Genomic DNA, 20,885 nt, shown 5'->3' on the forward strand with positions numbered 1-20,885 from the left:
CGAGGCGCTACCGCCCTGCGGGGTCCAGCCCCAGCGACATGCCTGCCAGCCCACGCTTGCGGCTGGACAGCGCGTCAGCGATCTTGCGAAGCTCCTTGCCCGCCGCCGAATCCGGCGCCGACAACACCAGCGGCACCCCGGCATCACCGGCGGAAACCAGCGCCGGGTCGAGCGGAACCTGGCCCAGCAGAGGCACATCCGCGCCGACCGACCGGGACAGACTCTCGGCCACCTGCTTGCCGCCGCCCTCGCCGAAGATCTGCATGGTCGTGCCGTCGGGCATCAGCAGTCCGGACATGTTCTCGACCACGCCGGCGATCCGTTGTTTGGTCTGCAGCGCGATCGCGCCCGCCCGTTCGGCCACCTCGGCGGCCGCCAACTGCGGGGTCGTCACGACCAGGATGTCGGCGCCCGGGATCAGCTGCGCCACCGAGATCGCGATGTCACCGGTACCGGGCGGCAAGTCGAGCAGCAGCACGTCGAGGTCGCCCCAGTACACGTCGGCCAGGAACTGCTGCAGCGCGCGGTGCAGCATCGGCCCGCGCCACACCACCGGGGTGTTGCCCTGGGTGAACATCGCGATCGAGATGACCCGCACATCGTGGGCGACCGGCGGGAGGATCATCGACTCGACCTGTGTCGGCCGGTCGGTGGTGCCCATCATCCGCGGCACCGAATGCCCGTAGATGTCGGCGTCCAGCACGCCGACGGACAATCCGCGCGCGGCCATCGCGGCGGCCAGGTTGACCGTGACGCTGGACTTGCCGACACCGCCCTTGCCCGACGCCACGGCGTACACCCGGGTCAGTGAGCCCGGTTGCGCGAACGGGATCACCGGTTCGCGGGCGTCGCCGCGCAACTGCTTGCGCAGTTCGGTGCGCTGCTCGTCGTTCATCACGTCGAGGCTGACCTTGACGGCGCCGGTGCCAGGCACGTCGGCGACCGCCCGGCTGACCCGCTCGGAGATCTCCGTCTTCTTCGGGCAGGCCGCGGTGGTCAGGTAGACCTCGACATGAACCGCTCCGTCGGGCTCGACGGTGACGCTCTTGACCATGCCGAGTTCGGTGATCGGCCGACGCAGTTCCGGGTCGATCACCTTGGTCAGTGCGGCGCGGATCGCCGCTTCAAGCTCTGGGGGAGATGCAGACATCACCGTCGAGTCTAGGCCGACTGGAGGGCGTCCCTAACCAACCGGTCCCGGCACGGGTCCGGGCGCGGGCCCCGGTGCCTGCGGTAGTACCGGGGCCTCGGCAGGCGGCGGCCCCGGCGCAGGACCGGGCGCGGGGCCGGGGGCGGGCGGGCCTGCGGTAGCAGCATCTGAGCGTCACCCGGTGCCGGTGCGACGCTGGGCGCCGGTGCCGCCGGGGTGATGCAGAAGACCGCGCATTCGGCGGGCCGCTGCTGTTCCTGCGGCGCAGCCGGCTGCTGCATCCAGGGCGGCAGCCACGGCGGCGGGGCGGGCTGCTGCGGCTCCGGCTGGTGCGGCGCCACCAGCGGCGCAGGCCCCGGCAGCGGGCCAAGCACCTGACCCGGGAACAGTTGGCTAGCGACGTCGCCGCGGCCCATCATCGGGATCAGCGCCAGCGGGTCGTTGGCGGGCAGGCCCAGCGCGTTGGCTGGCAGCCCGGGGCCGAGGCCCTCGTAGTTGTCCAGGTGGGCGTCGCCGAGCGGCGGCACCGGCCCGGTGATCGGCGGCAGATCCACCGGCACCACACCGGTCGCGTAGGCCGCGGCCCAGCCCAGCACGTTGCGGGCATAGGCGATCGAGTTGTTGTAGCGAAGGATCGCCGACATCACCTGGCTGGGGTCGCGCAGATTCAGCCCGCCGCTGCACAGGTAACGGGCCGCCGCCAGCGAGGCGTCGTAGACGTTCTGCACGTCGGCCTTGCCGTCACCGTCGCCGTCGCTGGCGTAGCGCGACCACGTGCCGGGCAGGAACTGCATCGGGCCCATCGCCCGCGCGTAGGTGACCCGGTTGGCGGTGCGGCTCTGCACGATGACTTCGTTGCCGGGCAGCGTGCCGTCCAGCGTGGGTCCGTAGATGGGCTGCACGGCGGTGCCGCGCGAATCGGTGGCCCCGCCGTTGGCGTGCAGCGACTCGATGCGTCCGATGCCCGCCAACAGGTTCCAGCTCACGCCACACCTGGGGTCGGCGGCCGCCATCATCCGCTCCGCGTTGCGGTACGCCGACAGCGCGACCGCCGGAATGCGAAGTGCCCCAGGAGAATTCACCACCGCCGACGGCGGGGGAGCGGAGATCGTGGTCGCCGCGATGTGAAACGCCGTCGGACTCTTCTTGACCGCGACGACGGACGCACCATCGTGGTGGGTCGCCGAAGACGAGACGGCGGCCAGTGGTGTCACCGCGGAGTCGCGGATCGGTGTCGGTGCGGACGCGCCGACGGCGCCGGCGAGGATCAGCGGGGCGAGGATGACAACACCGAAGGCAGGTTTGCCCACGAGTCGCCGTGCTCGGCGCCGCGCTGCGTCAACGGCGGCTCGACCCCCTATGTGCACTCAACCGTCCTAAGTGTGCGGTGAATGGTGAACCAAGTCACCATACCTACTCTGGTTTCGGCCGTTGCAGCAATGGCGATACCCGGCTCAGCCAGGTCGTTTGGCCCGCCGATCCGAGCCGTCCGATTCGGTCGTCGCTGCCCCGTCCGAAGGCGGGTGCGGGGAGTGTAGATCGGCCAGCAATTCGCGCAATTCTTCGAGTTCGCGGCGCAGGTAGTCGCGGGTCGCCACCTCGCCGACGGCCAGGCGCAGTGCGGCCAGTTCGCGGGCCAGATATTCGGTGTCGGCCTTGGTTTGTTCGGCGCGCCGCCGGTCTTCTTCCAACGCCACCCGGTCGCGGTTCTCCTGGCGGTTCTGCGCCAGCAGGATCAACGGCGCCGCGTATGCCGCCTGCGTGGAAAACGCGAGGTTGAGCAGGATGAACGGATACGGGTCCCATCGCAGGCTGACGGCGAACAGGTTCAGACTGATCCAGATCACCACGATGATGGTCTGCCAGGCCAGGAAGCGCCCGGTGCCGAGGAAACGGGCGATCGATTCGCTGAATTGGCCGACGGCTTCGGCGTCGACGCTGAGCGAGAAGCTGCGACGCGACGTGCGCGGCGTGTCCAGCCGCTGACGCGCCGAGGGCTCGCTCATGAGGATCCTTCCGGAGCCGCTCGGCCGGCGACATCGGAACCGGCGCTGGATAGTTCAGGTTCTTCGCGTTCCCGCCAGTCGTCGGGCAGCAGATGGTCGAGGACGTCGTCGACGGACACCGCGCCCAGCAGGTGGTTCTCCTCGTCGACAACCGGACCGCAGACCAGATTGTAGGCAGCGAAATACCGGGTCACCGCTGCGAGCGGGTCTGCAGGGCTCAAGCTCGGCAGATCGGTGTCGACGATGCCGCTGACCAGCACCGCAGGCGGCTCACGCAATAACCGCTGCAGGTGCACGCAGCCCAGATAGTGTCCGGTCGGCGTAGCCGTCGGCGGGCGGGTGACGAACACCAGCGACGCCACCGCGGGGGTCAGATCGGGATCGCGGACCCGGGCCAGCGCCTCGGCCACCGTGGTGTCGGGTGCGAGCACCACCGGCTCGGACGTCATCAGGCCGCCCGCGGTGTCGGGCGAGTGGCTGAGCAGCCGTCGCACGTCCTCGGAGTCCTCGGGATCCATCCGGCGCAGGAACTGTTCGGCGTCGGCAGGCGTCATCGTGCCGAGCAGGTCGGCGGCGTCGTCGGGATCCATCGCCTCGAGCACGTCGGCGGCGCGCTCGGCCTCCAGCTTGCGCAGCACGTCGGCCTGCTCGTCCTCGGGCAACTCCTGCAGCACGTCGGCCAGCCGCTCGTCGTCGAGCGCCTTGACCACCTCCAACCGGCGCTTGGCGGGCAGCTCGCGCAGCGCTTCGGCAACCTCGATGGGGCGCTGGCCCTCGAACTGTTCGAGCAGCTGTCCGACGCCCTGGTCGGGCATCGCGAGCCCGGACGGCGTCAGCCCGTGCACCCGGTTCCAATCGACGATGGAAACGTTGCTACGGCGGCCGAGCCTGCGTTGCGGGCGCACCGCGACTCTGGTCACCACCCAGTCCCTGGTGCGGGTCTGCTCGATGCCGAGATCGACCACCACGACGTCGATTCCGCTCAGCTCGGGTAGATCGGGGTCGTCGACGCGGACCCGGGTCTCGATCACCTCGCCGAGCACGAGCACCTCGTTGGGGCGTTTGGAGAACCGGCGCAGCGAGACATTGCCCGTCGCGAGGGTGACGGCGCTGGGCTCGATGGCCGTCACGCGCAGTATCGGAACGAAAATCCTTCGGCGAGTGAGCAATTCGACGACAAGACCGAGCACCCGCGGCTGATGACCCGCGACACCGATGCTGATCACCAGGTCGCGCACGCGGCCGATGGACTCGCCGTCCGGGCCGAGCACCACCATCCCCGCGAGCCGTGCCGCGTACACCCTGTTGACCGCCGCCATGTCTGTAGAGAGTAGAGAGTGTCCTTGTGGAAAACGCGTATCGACCCCGTCGAACCTGTCTTTCGGTGCCGGGCAGCAACCCCAAGATGATCGACAAGGCAAAGACCCTGCCCGCCGATGAGGTGTTCCTCGATCTGGAAGACGCCGTCGCACCCGACGCGAAGGCGCAGGCGCGCACCCAGGTGGCCGTCGCCCTCGCCGAACCGGGATGGGCGGGCCAACTGCGCGGCGTGCGGGTCAACGACTGGACCACGCCGTGGACCTACGCCGACATCATCGAGGTGGTTTCGACCGCGGGCGCGTCACTCGACATCGTCGTGCTGCCCAAGGTGACCGACGTTTCACACATCCACGCCCTCGACCTCCTGCTGACCCAACTCGAGACCACTCACGGACTTCCGTTGGGCCGCATTGGAATTGAGGCACAGATCGAAAACGCGCAGGGGCTGACCAACATTGACCCCATCGCGGCGGGTCCCCGCATGCAGGCGCTGATCCTCGGGCCCGCCGACATGGCGGCCAGCCTCAACATGCGCACGCTGGAAGTCGGTGAGCAGCCGGAAGGTTACGACGTCGGCGACGCACATCACCATGTGCTGATGCGGATTCTGATCGCGGCCCGCACCCATGGTGTGCTCGCGATCGACGGCCCGTATCTGAAGCTGCGCGACGTCGGCGGTTTCCGTCGGGTCGCGGGGCGGTCGGCGGCATTGGGCTACGACGGCAAGTGGGTGCTGCACCCGGATCAGATCGCGGCGGGCAACGAGGTTTTCAGCCCGCGGCAGAAGGACTACGACCACGCCGAGTTGATCCTCGAGGCCTACGAATGGCACACGTCACGTGCGGGCGGGGCCCGCGGAGCGGCGATGCTCGGCGACGAGATGATCGACGAGGCCAGCCGCAAGATGGCGTTGGTGATCGCGGGCAAGGGCCGCGCCGCGGGTATGCAGCGCACCACCGAACCATTCCGGCCGCCGAGCTAGCGCGTCACGGCGCCCACTGCCAGCCGCTGGCGTAGATGCTGATCGACAACAGCACGTAGAGCAGCCAGCCCGCGACGGCTAAGCCGCCGATGATCGTGCCCACCAACGCCAGCACGTAGCCGTCCTGGCCGGTGCGTTTGGTTTCGCGCATGGCCACCACGCCCAGCACCAGGCCGACGATCGACGGCAGCCCGCAGCAGAACAGCCCGGCCAGCGACGTCACCAGCGAGCCGATCGCCTTGCTGTTGATGCCCGGCGGCCTGATCGGTCGATACGGGTCGTAGTAACCCGGATAACCCGGCGGCGGGTACACCGGCGGCGGCAACCCGTAATCCGCCGGATAGTCGACGGGCGGATTGGGATCCGGGTCGCTGGCCGTCATCGTCAGCTACTGAACGCCACCACGAAGAAGATGAGGCCGACGACCAGCGACAGCGCTCCGATCGCGATACCGGCGACCGCGAAGCCGTGGCCCTGTTCGCCTGTCCGCTTGATCTGGTTCATCGCGACGATGCCCAGTGCGATGCCCGCGATGGAGCCGAGCCAGCACAGGAACCCGACCAGCGAGGCCACCAGCGACGCGATCGCCAGCGAGTTGGTTTTCGGCTGCGGAGGGCCGTAGGGCGAGTACTCGGGTGCCGGATAGCCCATCGGCGGCGGCCCGTAGCCAGGGGGCGGTGGGGGATAGCCGGGCACCTGGCCGCCGAACTGCGGTGCGCCGTACTGCGGCGGCGGGTATGACGGTGCGCCATAGCGGGCGGGGCCGGGGTAGGGCGGCGGCGGGTAGCCGGGTTGGGCGGCGTCGGGCGCCGGGTATGACGGAGGTTGTGGCGGTTCGGGCGGCGGGAAACCCGGGTAGCCGGGCTGCTGCGGATAGCTGGGCGTCTCGTAGACCGGGGGCGGGCTGTACGCGGGCGGCGGGGTGTAGCCGGATTGTTCGCTGGACTGCTCGCCGGATTGTGCGGTGTTCTCTCCGGACTGCTCGATCGAGGGCGCCTCGTAGCCGCCGGACGCCGGCTCCGACGCCTCGCCGCTGGAGTCGGATGATGCCGTTTGGCCTGCGTCCTCGCCCGGATTTGTCATGCTGATCAACCTAGCGCAAGTACTGGGCACCAATGCGGCCGTCGTAGCGTTGATCCGGATGAGAAACGATACGCAAAACAGGCGCGCACAGAGGAGATGGAGCAGCGATGACCAGCCCGTTTCAGCCAGGACAAGCCCCGGGCGCAACACCGGGCAGCGCAACTGCGGGGCGCGGTGGCCCGGCCCCTCTGCCCACCCCGCCGAAGGGGTGGCCCATCGGTTCGTACCCGACCTACGCCGAGGCTCAGCGCGCGGTCGACTACCTGTCCGACCAACAGTTCCCGGTGCAGCAGGTGACCATCGTCGGCGTCGACCTGATGCAGGTGGAACGTGTCACCGGCAGGCTGACCTGGCCGAAGGTGCTCGGCGGCGGTGTGCTCACCGGCGCGTGGCTGGGCCTGTTCATCGGCCTGATCCTCGGCTTCTTCAGCCCCAGCCCGTGGGGCGCGCTGGCCACCGGGCTCGTCGCCGGCGTGTTCTTCGGCCTGATCACCTCCGCCATCCCCTATGCGATGGCGCGCGGCACAAGAGATTTCAGCTCGACCATGCAGCTGGTCGCCGGTCGCTACGACGTGCTCTGCGATCCGCAGAACGCCGAGCGTGGCCGGGATCTGCTGGCGCGCTTGACGATCTGACCACCTTTAGCCGCGAGCGACCGCGTCTGCACGTCGACACGCCGGTGGCAGCTGGCAGTTTGCGGTCGTCCCCAGCTTGCGCGTGGGTCCACAGCAATTGCGTAACGGTGTGCGACGCGCGCAGCGAAAGTGTTGCGTATCACGCCTGACTGGCAATACGGTTTGCCCGCGGGACAGTCCCGTCAGACGGGAGTTTCAGTGGTGGGCCCACGGCGGCTAGGTGCTGCGGCATTGGCCGCGTTGACGACTGCGTCGGTGGTATCCGCGTGTGCATCCAACGGCGGCGGAACCGTCATCAATTTCTACACCCCGGCTAACGAGATGGCCACGTTCACGGCGGTGGCCAAGCGCTGCAACGACGAACTCGGCGGCCGCTTCACGATTCAGCAAATCAGCTTGCCGAAGGGCGCCGACGACCAGCGGTTGCAGTTGGCGCGGCGGCTCACCGGCAACGACAAGACGCTGGACGTGATGGCGCTCGACGTGGTGTGGACCGCCGAGTTCGCCGAAGCCGGTTGGGCGTTGCCGCTTTCCGACGATCCGGCGGGCAAGGCCGAGACCGACGCCAAGAGCGACACGCTGCCAGGGCCGCTTCAGACGGCCACCTGGCAGGGCAAGCTCTACGCCGCACCGGTCACGACGAATACCCAATTGCTTTGGTACCGCGCCGATTTGATGGACGAGCCGCCGAAGACGTGGGACGACATGGTGGCCGAGGCGACGCGACTGCACGCGGCGGGCAAACCCAGTTGGATCGCCGTTCAGGCCAAGCAGTACGAAGGTCTGGTCGTGTGGTTCAACACCTTGCTGGAAAGCGCTGGCGGTCAAGTGCTTTCCGACGACGGGAAAACCGTCACACTGACCGACACACCGGAACACCGCGCCGCCACCGTCAAGGCACTGCAGATCATGAAGGCCGTTGCTACCGCGCCGGGGGCGGATCCGTCGATCACGCAGACCGACGAGGGGACCGCCAGGCTCGCGCTCGAACAGGGCAAAGCCGCGCTGGAAGTGAACTGGCCGTTCGTGCTGCCGTCGATGCTGGAGAACGCCGTCAAGGGTGGTGTGAGCTTCCTGCCGCTGGACAAGCAGTCCGACCTGGAGGGCAGCATCAACGACGTCGGGACGTTCTCGCCCACCGATGAGCAGTTCAAATCGGCGTACGAGGCCAGCAAGAAGGTGTTCGGATTCGCGAACTACCCGGGAGTGCAGCCAGGTCAGCCCGCCAAGGTGACGCTGGGCGGGCTGAATCTCGCGGTCGCCAAGACATCCCAGCACCGCACCGAGGCGTTCGAAGCCATCCGCTGTCTGCGCAACGTCGACAATCAGCGGTACACATCGGTCGAAGGCGGCCTGCCCGCGGTACGGGCGTCGCTGTACGACGACCCCACCTTCCAGGCCAAGTACCCGCAGTACGCGATCATCAAGGAGCAGCTCACCGACGCCGCGGTGCGCCCGGCGACGCCGGTCTACCAGGCGGTGTCGACGCGCATCTCGGTCACCCTGGCGCCGATCACCGCCATCGATCCGGAACGCACCGCCGACGAGCTGACCACCCAGGTGCAGAAGGCAATCGACGGTAAGGGGCTGATCCCATGACCGCTGTTGCGCCGGCTCCCACGCCCGCTGCGCCGACCGTCGGCACCGACGACAAGAAGTCGGAACGGCGGCTGGCGTACCTGCTGATCGCTCCGGCGGTGCTGCTGATGCTGTTGGTCACCGCGTATCCGATCGGGTACGCGGTGTGGCTGAGCCTGCAGCGCTACAACCTCGCCACCCCGGACGACACGGCGTTCGTCGGGCTGGGCAACTACATCACCGTGCTGTCCGACCGGTATTGGTGGACGGCGTTCGTGGTGACGCTGGCGATCACCGTGGTGTCGGTGGCGATCGAGTTCGTGCTCGGCATGGCGCTGGCACTGGTCATGCACCGCACCATCTTCGGTAAAGGTGTGGTGCGCACCGCGATCCTGATCCCGTACGGCATCGTCACCGTCGCCGCGTCGTACAGCTGGTATTACGCGTGGACACCGGGCACCGGCTATCTGGCCAACCTGCTGCCCGATGGCAGCGCGCCGCTGACCCAACAGATTCCGTCGCTGGCGATCGTGGTGCTGGCCGAGGTGTGGAAGACGACGCCGTTCATGGCCCTGCTGCTGCTCGCCGGCTTGGCGCTGGTGCCGCAGGATCTGCTGAACGCCGCGCAGGTCGACGGCGCGGGTGCCTGGCGGCGGTTGGTCAAAGTGATTCTGCCGCTGATCAAACCGGCCATCCTGGTGGCGCTGCTGTTCCGCACCCTTGACGCGTTCCGGATCTTCGACAACATCTATGTGCTCACCGGCGGCGCCAACGAGACGGGGTCAGTGTCGATCCTGGGCTACGACAACCTGTTCAAGGCGTTCAACCTCGGTCTCGGGTCGGCGATCAGCGTGCTGATCTTCCTGTCGGTGGCGCTCATCGCGTTCATCTACATCAAGCTCTTCGGTGCCGCGGCGCCCGGGTCGGAAGAAGAGAGGCGCTGATGTCGACGTCTGAACGGGTCGGCGCGGGACGGGCGACGGGCTGGACCGTCGTCAACATCCTGGTTGTGGTGTACGCGCTGTTTCCGGTGCTGTGGATCCTCAGCCTGTCGCTCAAGCCGACGTCAACCGTCAAAGACGGCAAGCTGATTCCCACCCAGATCACCTTCGACAACTACAAGGGCATCTTCCAAGGCGACATCTTCACCTCGGCGCTGATCAATTCCATCGGGATCGGGTTGATCACCACGGTGATCGCGGTGACGGTGGGCGGCATGGCAGCCTATGCCGTTGCGCGGCTGTCGTTTCCGGGTAAGCGGCTACTGGTCGGGGTGGCGCTGCTGATCGCGATGTTCCCGCAGATCTCGTTGGTCACGCCGATATTCAACATGTGGCGCAGCATCGGGCTGTTCGACACGTGGCCGGGCCTGATCATCCCGTACATCACCTTCGCGCTGCCGCTGGCCATCTACACGCTGTCGGCGTTCTTCCGCGAGATCCCGTGGGATCTGGAGAAGGCCGCGAAGATGGACGGCGCCACACCGGCCCAGGCATTCCGGAAAGTGATTGCGCCACTTGCCGCGCCGGGCATCGTCACCGCCGCGATCCTGGTGTTCATCTTCGCGTGGAACGACCTGCTGCTGGCGTTGTCGCTGACGGCGACGCAGCGGGCGATCACCGCGCCGGTGGCGATCGCCAACTTCACCGGCAGTTCGCAATTCGAGGAGCCGACCGGTTCGATTGCCGCCGGGGCGATGGTGATCACCATCCCGATCGTTATCTTTGTCCTGATTTTCCAACGACGGATCGTCGCCGGCCTGACGTCCGGTGCGGTGAAGGGATAGCTCCATGGCCGAAATTGTGTTGGACCGGGTGACCAAGAGTTACCCCAACGGCGCGACGGCGGTGAAAGAGTTGTCGATCACCATCGTCGACGGGGAGTTCATCATTCTGGTGGGCCCGTCCGGATGCGGAAAGTCCACGACGCTGAACATGATCGCCGGCCTCGAGGACATCACGTCGGGTGAATTGCGCATCGGCGGCGAGCGGGTCAACGAGAAGGCGCCGAAGGACCGCGACATCGCGATGGTGTTCCAGTCCTACGCGCTGTATCCGCACATGACGGTCCGGCAGAACATCGCCTTCCCGCTGACCCTGGCGAAGATGAGCAAGGATGAGATCGCCGGCAAGGTCGACGAGGCCGCGAAAATCCTTGACCTGACCGAGCTTCTGGACCGCAAACCCGCCCAGCTGTCCGGCGGGCAGCGGCAGCGGGTGGCGATGGGCCGCGCGATCGTGCGCAATCCCAAGGCCTTCCTGATGGACGAGCCGCTGTCGAACCTCGACGCCAAGCTGCGGGTGCAGATGCGCGCCGAGATCGCGCGGCTGCAGAACAGGTTGGGCACCACCACCGTCTACGTCACCCACGATCAGACCGAGGCGATGACACTGGGGGACCGGGTGGTCGTCATGCTCGCGGGCGTCGCACAGCAGATCGGCACGCCGGAGGAGCTGTACAACCACCCGGCCAACCTGTTCGTCGCGGGCTTCATCGGCTCACCGGCCATGAACTTCTTCCCGGCCAGCCTCACCGACATCGGTGTGCGATTGCCATTCGGCGAGGTCACGCTCACCCAGGAAGTGCACGACCGGATCGCCAAACACCCGAAGCCCAACAACGTGATCGTCGGGATCCGGCCCGAACACCTCGAGGACGCCGCACTGATCGACACCTACGCGCGGATCCGCGCGCTGACCTTCGGCGTGAAGGTCGACTTCGTCGAGTCGCTGGGTGCCGACAAGTACGTCCACTTCAAGACCGAAGGCGAAGGCGCGCAGGCCGCTCAGCTGGCCGAGTTGGCGGCCGACTCCGGCGTCGCTGAAAACGAGTTCGTCGCACGGGTTTCCACTGAATCGAAGGTGACACCCGGCCAGCCGATGGAGTTGGCGTTCGACACCTCCAAGATCGTGGTCTTCGACGCCGACACCGGCGCGAACCTGATGCTCGAGCCCGAGGGCGGGCAGGAGCAACCCGCACCCGCCGAGTGATCGACGTCATCGCGAAGGTCCGCTCGCACCTCGGCGAGCACTTCGCCCGCGCCGGCTTCACCGCGGAACCCGACGAGGCGAGCGTGACCTTCCTCGGCACCGAGCGCATCGACGTGCTGCGCTTCGGTCCCGACGACGACGTGAGTCACTATGTGTCGGTTGGCTGTTCGCGCAACCCGATGTTCGATCCGACGGAGATGGTGACCGACGCGCTGCACGGTCCGCGAGCCGAGATCGTTGTCGCGTTGCGGGGCCCGTCACCCACGGGACTGGCCCGCTCGATCGCGATCGTGGCCGCCGCGCCCGCCGTCGAAGGGTTGATCCTGGAGCCCGACGCGTTGATCGACCTGGAGACGCCGCTGTGGGATGCGGCACCGTTCACCGCATTCTTGTTGAGCCCCAGCGACATCGACGATGTGCCGCTGGCCGACCCGTTGCCGCCGGTGAAGCTGCTGGCGGCCACGCCGATCACCGCCACCGAAGCCGCCTGGGTGCGGCTGAAAGGTGCCGACGCGATGCGCGAAGCGTGGACGCAGGACGGCGTCGACGTGCTGGACCCCACCAGGCGGGCCGCGCAGCCGAGCTAGTTTTCAGCGCCGAAACGGCATTCCAGCACGGAAAGTTCGAGAAGAAGCGTGCCGCAATGCAGTTTCGGCGAAACTTAGAGCCAGTGGTTGTGCCGGAACGTCCGGTACAACAGCGAGCAGACGATCACCATCGTGAGCAGCACCGCGGGATAGCCCCAAACCCAATGCAGTTCGGGCATGTGGTCGAAGTTCATGCCGTAGATGCCCGCGATCGCCGTCGGCACGGCGGCGATCGCCACCCACGCGGAGATCTTGCGCATGTCGACGTTCTGCTGCATCGCCACCTTGCCGAGCGCGGCCTGCACCAGCGAACTCAACAGCTCGTCGTAGCTGGTGATCCGGTCGGAGGCCTGCGTGTTGTGGTCCAGCACGTCGCGCAGATAGCGGCGCACCTCGATCGAGATCAGGTCGTTGTGGTCGGTGCCCATTCGCTGCAGCGCCAGCGTCAGCGGCGCGACCGCCCTGCGCAGTTCGACGACCTCGCGCTTGAGCAGATAGATGCACTCGATGTTGGTCTGCGTCAGCGGCGAGAAGATGTCTTCTTCCATCGCGTCGATGTCGGTCTCGATGAGGTCGGTGATGTCGAGATAGTTGTCGACGACGTGGTCGGCGATCGCGTGCATGACGGCGTAGGGGCCGAGCTTCAACGTCGCCGGTGATGCGTCGAGTTGCTTGCGCAGCCCGGCCAGCCCGCCGTGCTCGCCGTGGCGCACGGTCACCACGAAGTCGGGGCCGACGAAGATCATGATCTCGCCCGTCTCGACGATCTCCCGCGCGATCGACACCGAGGCGTGCTCGACGTATTTGACCGTCTTCAGCACCAGGAACAACGTGTTGTCGTAGCGCTCCAGCTTGGGCCGCTGATGCGCGTGCACCGCATCCTCGACCGCCAACTCGTGCAGGCCGAACACGTCGGCGACCGCCTGCATCTGGTGTTCGTCGGGTTCATGCAGCCCGATCCAGACGAACGCGGTGCTGCCTTCGCTCTCCAGTTCGCGGACCTTGGTCAGCGCGGCCGCGTGGGTGTGCTTGCCCGGCGCCCGCTGGCCGTCGACATAGATGCCGCAATCGACCATCGCGCGGGCCACCGGCACATGAATCGACTTCGGATCGGGGTGGGTGTGTTTGGTCTTGGCCACTGGCCGAAGGGATGACGGCAATGCGCGAAACGATGGCATCTCACATCTCCCTGTCTGATCAGCGGATTAATGCTACGCGCCTCGATGTACCCACACATTGCCAGCAGAATCGAGTGCGCTAGTTTCGTCCCGGACAGACCTTCGCCCGCGGTGCGGGCATCGAACTTCGCCCAAGGAGCATTCGACGTGAGCACAACTCCCCTCAAGGTCGCCGTCACCGGTGCCGCAGGCCAGATCGGCTACAGCTTGTTGTTCCGCCTCGCGAGCGGGTCGCTGCTGGGCCCCGACCGTCCGATCGAGTTGCGGCTGCTGGAGATCGAGCCGGCGCTCAAGGCGCTCGAGGGTGTCGTGATGGAACTCGACGACTGCGCGTTCCCGCTGCTGGCAGGCGTCGAGATCGGTTCGGATGCCAACAAGATCTTCGACGGCGCGAACCTGGCCCTGCTGGTCGGCGCCCGGCCGCGCGGTCCTGGCATGGAGCGCAGCGATCTGCTCGAGGCCAACGGCGCGATCTTCACCGCCCAGGGCAAGGCGCTCAACGAGGTGGCTGCCGACGACATCCGTATCGGCGTGACGGGTAACCCGGCCAACACCAACGCCCTGATCGCGATGAGCAACGCACCGGACATCCCCAAGGAGCGGTTCTCGGCGCTGACCCGCCTCGACCACAATCGCGCGATCAGCCAGTTGGCCAAGAAGACCGGCGCCAAGGTCACCGACATCAAGAAGGTGACGATCTGGGGCAACCACTCGGCCACCCAGTACCCGGACATCTTCCACGCCGAGGTCGGCGGCAAGAACGCCGCCGAGGTGGTCAACGACCAGGCCTGGATCGAGAACGACTTCATCCCCACCGTCGCCAAGCGCGGCGCGGCGATCATCGACGCGCGGGGCGCCTCGTCGGCTGCCTCCGCCGCCTCGGCGACCACCGACGCGGCCCGGGACTGGCTGCTCGGCAGTGCCGAGGGCGACTGGGTGTCGATGGCGGTCATCTCCGACGGCAGCTACGGCGTGCCCGAGGGCCTGATCTCCTCGTTCCCGGTGACCACCAAGGACGGCAACTGGAGCATCGTGCAGGGGCTGGAGATCGACGAGTTCTCCCGCGGCCGGATCGACAAGTCCACCGCCGAACTCGCCGACGAGCGCAAGGCCGTTACCGAGCTGGGACTGATCTGAGTCCCCGTGACCGAAACGCTGCCGTCGAACCTGCAGAGCGGGCAGATCGTCATCACTGATGAGGAGATCTTCGAAGCTCACGTGGGCGGCAAGCTGTCTGCGGAACTGAAGACGCCGCTGGACACCCAGCGCGCCCTGTCCATCGCGTACACCCCCGGGGTAGCCCAGGTCAGCCGCGCGATCGCCGCCGACCGCAGCCTGGCGGCCCGCTACACCTGGGCCAACAGGTTGGTGGCCGTGGTCAGCGACGGTACGGCGGTGCTGGGCCTCGGCGACATCGGCCCTTCGGCCGCGCTGCCGGTGATGGAAGGCAAGTGCGCGCTGTTCAAGGAGTTCGGCGGGCTGGACTCGATCCCGATCGTGCTGGACACCAAGGACCCCGACGAGATCGTCGAGACCCTGGTGCGGCTTCGACCGTCGTTCGGGGCGGTGAACCTGGAGGACATCTCCGCGCCGCGGTGCTTCGAGATCGAGCGCCGCGTCATCGAAGCGCTCGACTGCCCCGTGATGCACGACGACCAGCACGGCACTGCGATCGTCGTGTTGGCGGCACTGATGGGCGCCGTCAAGGCGCTCGACCGTGACATCGCCTCGCTGCGCGTGGTGGTCTCCGGTGTCGGCGCGGCGGGCGTCGCGTGCACGAATATCCTTATGGCCGCCGGTGTTTCGGACATCACCGTGGTGGACACCCGCGGCATCCTGCACTCCGGCCGCGACGGGCTGACCCCGGTCAAGGCCGAACTCGCGGGCCGGACGAATCCCGACGGACTCACCGGCGGCATCGCCGACGCGCTGCAGGGCGCCGATGTGTTCCTCGGCGTGTCCGGCGGTGTGGTGGATGAGGAGGTCGTCGCGACGATGGCACCCGGTGGCATCGTGTTCGCGTTGTCCAATCCGGATCCGGAGATCCATCCCGAGGTCGCCGCCAGGTACGCGTCAGTGGTGGCGACGGGTCGCAGCGACTTCCCCAACCAGATCAACAACGTGCTGGCATTCCCCGGTGTGTTCCGCGGCGCGTTGGATGCGGGCGCCAAGCGGATCACCGAGCGGATGAAGGTGGCTGCCGCCGAGGCGATCTTCGCGGTGGCGTGCGAGGACCTCGCGCCGGACCGGATCGTGCCGAGCCCGCTGGATCCGCGCGTCGGCCCGGAGGTCGCGGCGGCGGTGGCCGCGGCGGCCGCCGAATCCTGATCGGCCCGATGCGCCGACTGGCGGTGGCGCTGCTGGCGCTGATCGTCGTCGGCTGCGGGACGCAGGCGGGGCCGCCGTCGATCGCCGTCGGCGCCACCTCGGACCCGGAGTCGAAATTGGTGGCGCACATCTACGCGGCGGCGCTGCGGTTCTACGGCAGTCCCGCGCACGTGAAATCCGTGCCCGATCCGGTGGGTGAACTCGATTCGGGTGGTGTTCGGGTCGCACCGGGGTTCACCGGTCAACTGCTGCACAGGTTCGACCCCGATGCGACCGCGCGCTCGGATGCACAGGTGTACCGGACGCTGCTGTCCGTGTTACCGGAAGGTGTTGCGGCCAGCGACTATACGACCTCCGCGGAGGACAAGCCTGCGATCGCGGTGACGGAGCAGACCGCTGCGGCGTGGGGCGGGCGCGACGTCACCGCCGTCGCCCGCAACTGTGCGAAAGTGGCCGCAGGTGTGCTCCAGAACGCGTCGTCACCCGCACGGCTCGGGCAGTGCACACTGCCCAAACCCCGCCAATTCCCGGACCACACAACGCTGTTCGCGGCGCTGCAGGCCGGTCAGATCAACGCCGCATGGACGTCGGACGCGACGCCGGACATCCCGACGGAACTGGTGGTGTTGTCCGACAAGACAGCACTGATTCCTGCCGAGAATCTCGTTGCGTTGTATCGGCGTAACGAACTCGACGAACGACAGGTGCTGGCGCTCAACGAGGTGGCGGGTGTGCTGGACACCGGGGCGTTCACCGATATGCGTCGACAGGTCGCAGCGGGCAAGGACCCGGGTCAGGTGGCCGACGCGTGGCTGGACGCCCACCCCTTGGGTCGCTAGCACAATCCTGACAGTTTCTTGACAGCGAATCGGGTTGACGGCGACAGATTCTCGGCCTTTACTGGACGACGCGTCGGGCCGTCCGGCGCATTGATCATGTTGAGAGTGAGGTGAGCGGCACATGCCGGACGACAGTATCGCGCGGAAAATGGCCTCTCCCTTGCGGATCGGTTCCCAGGCCTAGCGCCATTCCCGCTGGCGGTCAGTGCGACCGCTTGATCTGTCTGGTTTGTGCACGCGTCATCCCAACCGGGATGGGAGTGTGGCATGCCGTCAATTGCCATGCGAGCGTTTCCTGCTCAGGGTGCGGTGATCCGACCCGCCAGGAACTGGCTCGCCGACGTCGCCGTGTTCATCGGCGCGGCCGTGCTGCTGTGGCTGGTCGTGCGCCTGCTTGGCAGTGCGGACGTGCCGTGGACGGTCGAGCATGCGCCGTCGACGGTGTCCACCGATCCGGCGGATCTGCCGTATTACGCCGCGCGGTCGTTGCTGCGCATGTTCGCGGCGTTGGCGCTGTCGGTGGTCTTCACCTTCGTGTACGCGACCGCGGCCGCCAGGTTGCGTCGGGCGGGGAAGGTGCTGGTTCCGCTGCTGGACATCCTGCAGTCGGTCCCGATTCTGGGCTTTCTGTCGATCACGATCACCGGGTTCATCGCGCTGTTCCCGGGTTCTGCACTGGGTTTGGAGTGCGCATCGATCTTCGCGATCTTCACGTCGCAGGCCTGGAACATGACGTTCGCGTTCTACTACTCGCTGAAATCGCAACCGCGGGAACTGGACGAGGCGTCGAGGTTGTTGCGGCTGTCGAGGTGGCAGCGGTTCTGGCGGATCGACGCGCCCAGCGGAATGATTCCGCTGGTCTGGAACGGCATGATGAGCTTCGGCGGTGGCTGGTTCTTCTTGACGGCCTCGGAGGCGTTGAGCGTCAACAACCATCGGTTCGCGCTGCCCGGCATCGGCGCCTATGTCGCGGCCGCGAGCGACGCGGGCCAACTCGGCAAGGTGCTGCTGGCGATCGCCGTGATGGTCGTGATGGTCGTCGGGGTCAACGTGCTGTTCTGGCGGCCGCTCACGGCGTGGGCGGAACGGTTTCGCATCGAGGACACGGAGGGCGCCGAGGCGCCTCGCAGTCTCACGCTGGACCTGTTGCGTCGCTCACGGATTCCGCGCACCGTCGGCGGTGTGCTCGGCAAGCTGGTGTATCCCGTCGACCGCGCGTTTCGCCCGTTGGGCGTGGCGGAACAGCCACTGCGCACGTCGGCGCTGCGACGCCGCACGGGCGACTGGGCGTTCGCTGCGTTGGTCGGCGTCGTCGTCGGCTACGGCGGGTACCGAACGACTGAATTCATCGCTTCCACAGTTGGTTTCGGCGAGGTGGGCCACGCGCTGCTGCTCGGGCTGGCGACCTTCGGCCGGGTCGTCGTGGTCCTCGTCGTCGCCACGCTGATCTGGGTCCCGGTCGGGGTGTGGATCGGGATGAATCCCAGGATCTCTCGCCTCGCGCAACCGGTCGTGCAGGTGCTCGCGTCGTTTCCGGCGAACTTTCTGTTCCCGATGTTCGCCGCACTGCTGGTGGCGACGGGCGTCAGCCTGAACGTTGGCGGAATCGTGCTGATGGCGCTGGGCTCGCAGTGGTACATCCTGTTCAACGTGATCGCGGGGGCCAGCGCGATTCCCAACGACCTGCGCGAAGCGGCGGCGAATCTGCGGTTACCACGAATGTTGCTGTGGCGCAGTCTGATTCTGCCCGGAGTCTTCCCGAGCTATGTCACCGGCGGTATCACCGCCGCCGGTGGCGCGTGGAACGCCTCGATCGTCGCGGAGGTGGTGAGCTATCACGGCGCCACGTTAACCTCGACCGGCCTAGGCGCCTACATCAGCAACGCCACCGCCGACGGTGATTCGGGCCGCATCCTCGTCGGGGTGATCGTGATGAGTTGCTACGTGGTCGCGATGAACCGGTTCTTCTGGCGTCGGCTCTACGCATTGGCCGAACGCCGTTTCTCCTTGACATGATGGAGGTTTCACCATGACGTTTGTCGACAACGTGTTGGTCAAAGTCGAGCACGTCAGCAAGAGCTTCACCGGCGCGGCGGGCGACACCCTGCAGGTGCTCGACGACATCAGCCTCGACTTGCGCGACGGCGAGGTGGTGGCGCTGCTCGGCAGGTCCGGCTCAGGAAAATCGACGCTGCTGCGCAGCATCGCCGGCCTGATCACACCGACCAGTGGCAGCGTGCGTTATCGCGGCGCGGAGTTGAACGGCGCGAACCCGGGTACCGCGATGGTGTTCCAGACGTTCGCGCTGATGCCGTGGCTGACGGTGCAGGACAACGTCGAGTTGGGTCTCGCGGCGCGTGGGGTAGCACCGGCGGAGCGCCGACGCCGCGCTGTGCGGGCCATCGACCTGATCGGCCTCGACGGATTCGAATCCGCGTATCCCAAGGAGCTTTCGGGTGGTATGCGGCAACGGGTCGGGTTTGCGCGCGCGCTGGTGCTCGAACCCGACGTGCTGCTGATGGACGAACCGTTCTCCGCGCTCGACGTCCTCACCGCGGAGAACCTGCGCACCGAACTGATGGCGCTGTGGACAGGGCAGAGCTTTCCGACGCAGGCGATCTGCCTGGTCACGCACAACATCGAGGAGGCGGTGCTGCTCGCTGACCGGGTGGTCGTGTTGGGCGCCAATCCCGGCCACATCCGTGCAGAGGTTCCCATAGGGCTCGAGCGGCCCCGCGACCGCCGGTCGACGGCATTCTCCGGGCTCGTCGACAAGATCTACGAACTGCTCACCGGATTGGAACCCGCCGCCGCCGACGCGCACCCCGCGGACGCGACGCCGATGACCCGACCGCTGCCGAAGGCGACGGTCGGCGGCCTGGCGGGCTTGGTCGAAATCGTCTACGCGAGAGGCGGATGCGCTGACATTCCGGAGATCGCCAACGAACTCAACTTCGAGATCGATGTGCTGTTCCCTCTTGTCGACGCCGCAGCGATGCTCGACCTGTTGCACGTTCGCAGCAATGATCTCGAGCTGACGTCTGTCGGAACGGAATTCACCACGGCCGACATTCAGGCCAGCAAGCAGATCTTCGCCAGACAGGCCCGCAGCCGCGCGCCGCTGGTCCGCACGGTCTGCAAAGCCCTCGGCGCCAGCGCAGACGGCAGCATGCGCGCGGAGTTCTTCCTCGACCTGCTCGGCCGCGGGTTCGGCGCCGACGACGCCCGTAGGCAGCTCGACATCGCGATCGACTGGGGCCGCTACGGCGAACTGTTCGACTACGACACCGATACCGACCGGATCACCGTCGACGCCGGGGCTTAGCGGGCTGGCTTAGCGGGCTTCGGGCACCATCCGCGCCATCACCGTGGAGAACAGGCGCTGATAGCCCGACCCGGTGAGCCGGACGATGAGGTCCAGCGCGGTGGCGTCCGGGCCGACCAGCACGCGGGCCTTGTTCTTACGGACGCCGTCGAGAATGATTCGCGCCGCCTTCTCCGGTGTGGTGTTGGCCAGCCTCTTGTCGAACGTCTCGGTCAGTTGCGTCTTGTCGACACTGTCGACGGCGGTCATGTTGCGCACGATGTTGGTCTTGATGCCGCCGGGATGCACGGTCGTCACCTTGACCGGATGGCCGGCCAGTTGCATCTCCTGACGCAACGCTTCGGTGAAGCCGCGGACCGCGAACTTCGCCGCGTTGTAGGCGCCCTGTCCCGGCACCGAGAAGATGCCGAAGATGCTGGACACGTTGACGACGTGGCCGTCGCCCGATGCGATCAGGTGGGGGAGGAACACCTTGGTGCCGTTGACGACGCCCCAGAAGTCGACGTCCATCACCTTCTCGATGTCCTTGAACTGGCTGACCTCGATGTCGCCCGCGAACGCGATGCCCGCGTTGTTGTAGATCTGGTTGACCTTGCCGAAGTGCTCGTTGACCGCGTCGGCATATACCGCAAACGCCTCGCGCTCGGTGACGTCGAGGCGATCGGCTTTGACCGGCGCGCCGATCGCCTTGAGCCGCTCCTCGGTAGTCGCCAGACCTTCGGTGTCGATGTCGCTGATCGCCACGCTGGCGCCCGAACGGGCCAATTCGACGGCCAGCGCCTGCCCGATGCCGGACCCGGCGCCCGTGACCACCGCGACTTTCCCGGCGAAGCCCTGCATAACGCACTCCCTCGTGTCGGTTGACTCGGCGTCGAGGCTAGTCG

Annotated in this window: 19 protein-coding genes and 1 pseudogene; 12 read left to right on the forward strand and 8 right to left on the reverse strand. The window is 67.1% G+C overall.

From position 1 onward, the window contains the following. Positions 1-7: 7 nt before the first annotated feature. The 4 genes and pseudogenes from C1A30_RS34415 to C1A30_RS34430 form a co-directional block, all read right to left on the reverse strand. Positions 8-1,150 (reverse strand): Mrp/NBP35 family ATP-binding protein, encoded by a 1,143-nt coding sequence (locus C1A30_RS34415; RefSeq protein WP_200828506.1) that lies wholly within the window; start codon positions 1,148-1,150, stop codon positions 8-10. Positions 1,151-1,183: 33 nt separating this feature from the next. Continuing rightward, a pseudogene (locus tag C1A30_RS34420) lies at positions 1,184-2,460 on the reverse strand (lytic transglycosylase domain-containing protein). 144 nt (positions 2,461-2,604) lie between these two features. After that, positions 2,605-3,156, reverse strand: coding sequence for a DUF1003 domain-containing protein (locus C1A30_RS34425; protein ID WP_101952632.1), 552 nt, complete (start codon positions 3,154-3,156; stop codon positions 2,605-2,607). Further along, positions 3,153-4,475, reverse strand: a complete 1,323-nt coding sequence (locus C1A30_RS34430; RefSeq protein WP_101952633.1) for a magnesium transporter MgtE N-terminal domain-containing protein — start codon at positions 4,473-4,475, stop codon at positions 3,153-3,155. Before C1A30_RS34430 ends, C1A30_RS34425 begins: the two co-directional genes overlap by 4 nt. A 26-nt stretch (positions 4,476-4,501) precedes the next feature. Between C1A30_RS34430 and C1A30_RS34435 the strand changes: the two genes are divergently transcribed. Then, positions 4,502-5,458, forward strand: a complete 957-nt coding sequence (locus C1A30_RS34435) for a CoA ester lyase (protein WP_101952634.1) — start codon at positions 4,502-4,504, stop codon at positions 5,456-5,458. Positions 5,459-5,462: 4 nt separating this feature from the next. Here the strand turns inward: C1A30_RS34435 and C1A30_RS34440 are convergent, their stop codons facing one another. Continuing rightward, positions 5,463-5,840, reverse strand: coding sequence for a DUF4190 domain-containing protein (locus C1A30_RS34440; RefSeq protein WP_101952635.1), 378 nt, complete (start codon positions 5,838-5,840; stop codon positions 5,463-5,465). Between the two features lie 2 nt (positions 5,841-5,842). Beyond that, entirely contained in the window at positions 5,843-6,541 is a 699-nt protein-coding gene (locus C1A30_RS34445) for a DUF4190 domain-containing protein (protein ID WP_101952636.1), read from the reverse strand. 107 nt (positions 6,542-6,648) lie between these two features. On the opposite strand from C1A30_RS34445, the gene C1A30_RS34450 reads away from it, so the two are divergent. From C1A30_RS34450 to C1A30_RS34475, 6 genes are all read left to right on the forward strand, one after another. After that, positions 6,649-7,176 (forward strand): general stress protein, encoded by a 528-nt coding sequence (locus C1A30_RS34450; protein WP_101952637.1) that lies wholly within the window; start codon positions 6,649-6,651, stop codon positions 7,174-7,176. A gap of 201 nt (positions 7,177-7,377) precedes the next feature. Continuing rightward, on the forward strand, positions 7,378-8,775 hold the full coding sequence (locus C1A30_RS34455) for an ABC transporter substrate-binding protein (protein ID WP_200828591.1): 1,398 nt from the start codon (positions 7,378-7,380) through the stop codon (positions 8,773-8,775). Then, complete coding sequence (locus C1A30_RS34460) at positions 8,772-9,698, forward strand: carbohydrate ABC transporter permease (protein ID WP_101952638.1); 927 nt, start codon at positions 8,772-8,774, stop codon at positions 9,696-9,698. Before C1A30_RS34455 ends, C1A30_RS34460 begins: the two co-directional genes overlap by 4 nt. Beyond that, the gene (locus C1A30_RS34465) at positions 9,698-10,540 is read left to right on the forward strand and encodes a carbohydrate ABC transporter permease (RefSeq protein WP_101952639.1); all 843 of its coding nucleotides are present in this window, start codon (positions 9,698-9,700) and stop codon (positions 10,538-10,540) included. Before C1A30_RS34460 ends, C1A30_RS34465 begins: the two co-directional genes overlap by 1 nt. A 4-nt stretch (positions 10,541-10,544) precedes the next feature. Next, the gene (locus C1A30_RS34470) at positions 10,545-11,744 is read left to right on the forward strand and encodes an ABC transporter ATP-binding protein (protein WP_101952640.1); all 1,200 of its coding nucleotides are present in this window, start codon (positions 10,545-10,547) and stop codon (positions 11,742-11,744) included. After that, positions 11,741-12,331, forward strand: coding sequence for a suppressor of fused domain protein (locus C1A30_RS34475; protein WP_101952641.1), 591 nt, complete (start codon positions 11,741-11,743; stop codon positions 12,329-12,331). The genes C1A30_RS34470 and C1A30_RS34475 overlap by 4 nt, the downstream gene beginning before the upstream one ends. Before the next feature lie 74 nt (positions 12,332-12,405). On the opposite strand, the gene corA is transcribed toward C1A30_RS34475, so the two are convergent. Then, positions 12,406-13,509 carry a magnesium/cobalt transporter CorA gene (corA, locus tag C1A30_RS34480; protein WP_200828507.1) on the reverse strand — a complete coding sequence of 368 codons (1,104 nt, stop codon included), beginning with the start codon at positions 13,507-13,509 and terminating at the stop codon, positions 12,406-12,408. Between the two features lie 147 nt (positions 13,510-13,656). On the opposite strand from corA, the gene C1A30_RS34485 reads away from it, so the two are divergent. The 5 genes from C1A30_RS34485 to C1A30_RS34505 all read left to right on the forward strand — a co-directional run bounded on the left by C1A30_RS34485 (position 13,657) and on the right by C1A30_RS34505 (position 20,001). Next, the gene (locus tag C1A30_RS34485) at positions 13,657-14,646 is read left to right on the forward strand and encodes a malate dehydrogenase (RefSeq protein WP_101953102.1); all 990 of its coding nucleotides are present in this window, start codon (positions 13,657-13,659) and stop codon (positions 14,644-14,646) included. 6 nt (positions 14,647-14,652) lie between these two features. Next, on the forward strand, positions 14,653-15,837 hold the full coding sequence (locus C1A30_RS34490; RefSeq protein WP_101952643.1) for an NADP-dependent malic enzyme: 1,185 nt from the start codon (positions 14,653-14,655) through the stop codon (positions 15,835-15,837). Between the two features lie 8 nt (positions 15,838-15,845). Next, on the forward strand, positions 15,846-16,676 hold the full coding sequence (locus C1A30_RS34495) for a glycine betaine ABC transporter substrate-binding protein (RefSeq protein WP_101952644.1): 831 nt from the start codon (positions 15,846-15,848) through the stop codon (positions 16,674-16,676). A 267-nt stretch (positions 16,677-16,943) separates the two neighbouring features. Then, on the forward strand, positions 16,944-18,692 hold the full coding sequence (locus C1A30_RS34500; protein ID WP_235010335.1) for an ABC transporter permease subunit: 1,749 nt from the start codon (positions 16,944-16,946) through the stop codon (positions 18,690-18,692). Positions 18,693-18,705: 13 nt separating this feature from the next. Then, positions 18,706-20,001 (forward strand): nitrate/sulfonate/bicarbonate ABC transporter ATP-binding protein, encoded by a 1,296-nt coding sequence (locus tag C1A30_RS34505; protein WP_101952646.1) that lies wholly within the window; start codon positions 18,706-18,708, stop codon positions 19,999-20,001. Between the two features lie 9 nt (positions 20,002-20,010). On the opposite strand, the gene C1A30_RS34510 is transcribed toward C1A30_RS34505, so the two are convergent. Further along, positions 20,011-20,841: an SDR family oxidoreductase gene (locus tag C1A30_RS34510; protein ID WP_101952647.1), complete on the reverse strand. Its 831-nt coding sequence runs from the start codon at positions 20,839-20,841 to the stop codon at positions 20,011-20,013. Between the last annotated feature and the right edge of the window lie 44 nt (positions 20,842-20,885).

Origin of the sequence: Mycobacterium sp. 3519A (assembly GCF_900240945.1) — a bacterium.
GTDB lineage: Bacteria > Actinomycetota > Actinomycetes > Mycobacteriales > Mycobacteriaceae > Mycobacterium.

Excerpts from the sequence above, each read along its gene's own strand:
- C1A30_RS34430 (WP_101952633.1), bottom strand. The coding sequence starts at position 4,475 with ATGGCGGCGGTCAACAGGGTGTACGCGGCACGGCTCGCGGGGATGGTG.
- C1A30_RS34460 (WP_101952638.1), top strand. The coding sequence starts at position 8,772 with ATGACCGCTGTTGCGCCGGCTCCCACGCCCGCTGCGCCGACCGTCGGC.
- C1A30_RS34440 (WP_101952635.1), bottom strand. The coding sequence starts at position 5,840 with ATGACGGCCAGCGACCCGGATCCCAATCCGCCCGTCGACTATCCGGCG.
- C1A30_RS34465 (WP_101952639.1), top strand. The coding sequence starts at position 9,698 with ATGTCGACGTCTGAACGGGTCGGCGCGGGACGGGCGACGGGCTGGACC.
- C1A30_RS34425 (WP_101952632.1), bottom strand. The coding sequence starts at position 3,156 with ATGAGCGAGCCCTCGGCGCGTCAGCGGCTGGACACGCCGCGCACGTCG.
- C1A30_RS34470 (WP_101952640.1), top strand. The coding sequence starts at position 10,545 with ATGGCCGAAATTGTGTTGGACCGGGTGACCAAGAGTTACCCCAACGGC.
- C1A30_RS34495 (WP_101952644.1), top strand. The coding sequence starts at position 15,846 with ATGCGCCGACTGGCGGTGGCGCTGCTGGCGCTGATCGTCGTCGGCTGC.
- C1A30_RS34505 (WP_101952646.1), top strand. The coding sequence starts at position 18,706 with ATGACGTTTGTCGACAACGTGTTGGTCAAAGTCGAGCACGTCAGCAAG.
- C1A30_RS34445 (WP_101952636.1), bottom strand. The coding sequence starts at position 6,541 with ATGACAAATCCGGGCGAGGACGCAGGCCAAACGGCATCATCCGACTCC.
- C1A30_RS34500 (WP_235010335.1), top strand. The coding sequence starts at position 16,944 with ATGCCGTCAATTGCCATGCGAGCGTTTCCTGCTCAGGGTGCGGTGATC.
- C1A30_RS34415 (WP_200828506.1), bottom strand. The coding sequence starts at position 1,150 with ATGTCTGCATCTCCCCCAGAGCTTGAAGCGGCGATCCGCGCCGCACTG.
- C1A30_RS34450 (WP_101952637.1), top strand. The coding sequence starts at position 6,649 with ATGACCAGCCCGTTTCAGCCAGGACAAGCCCCGGGCGCAACACCGGGC.
- corA (WP_200828507.1), bottom strand. The coding sequence starts at position 13,509 with ATGCCATCGTTTCGCGCATTGCCGTCATCCCTTCGGCCAGTGGCCAAG.
- C1A30_RS34510 (WP_101952647.1), bottom strand. The coding sequence starts at position 20,841 with ATGCAGGGCTTCGCCGGGAAAGTCGCGGTGGTCACGGGCGCCGGGTCC.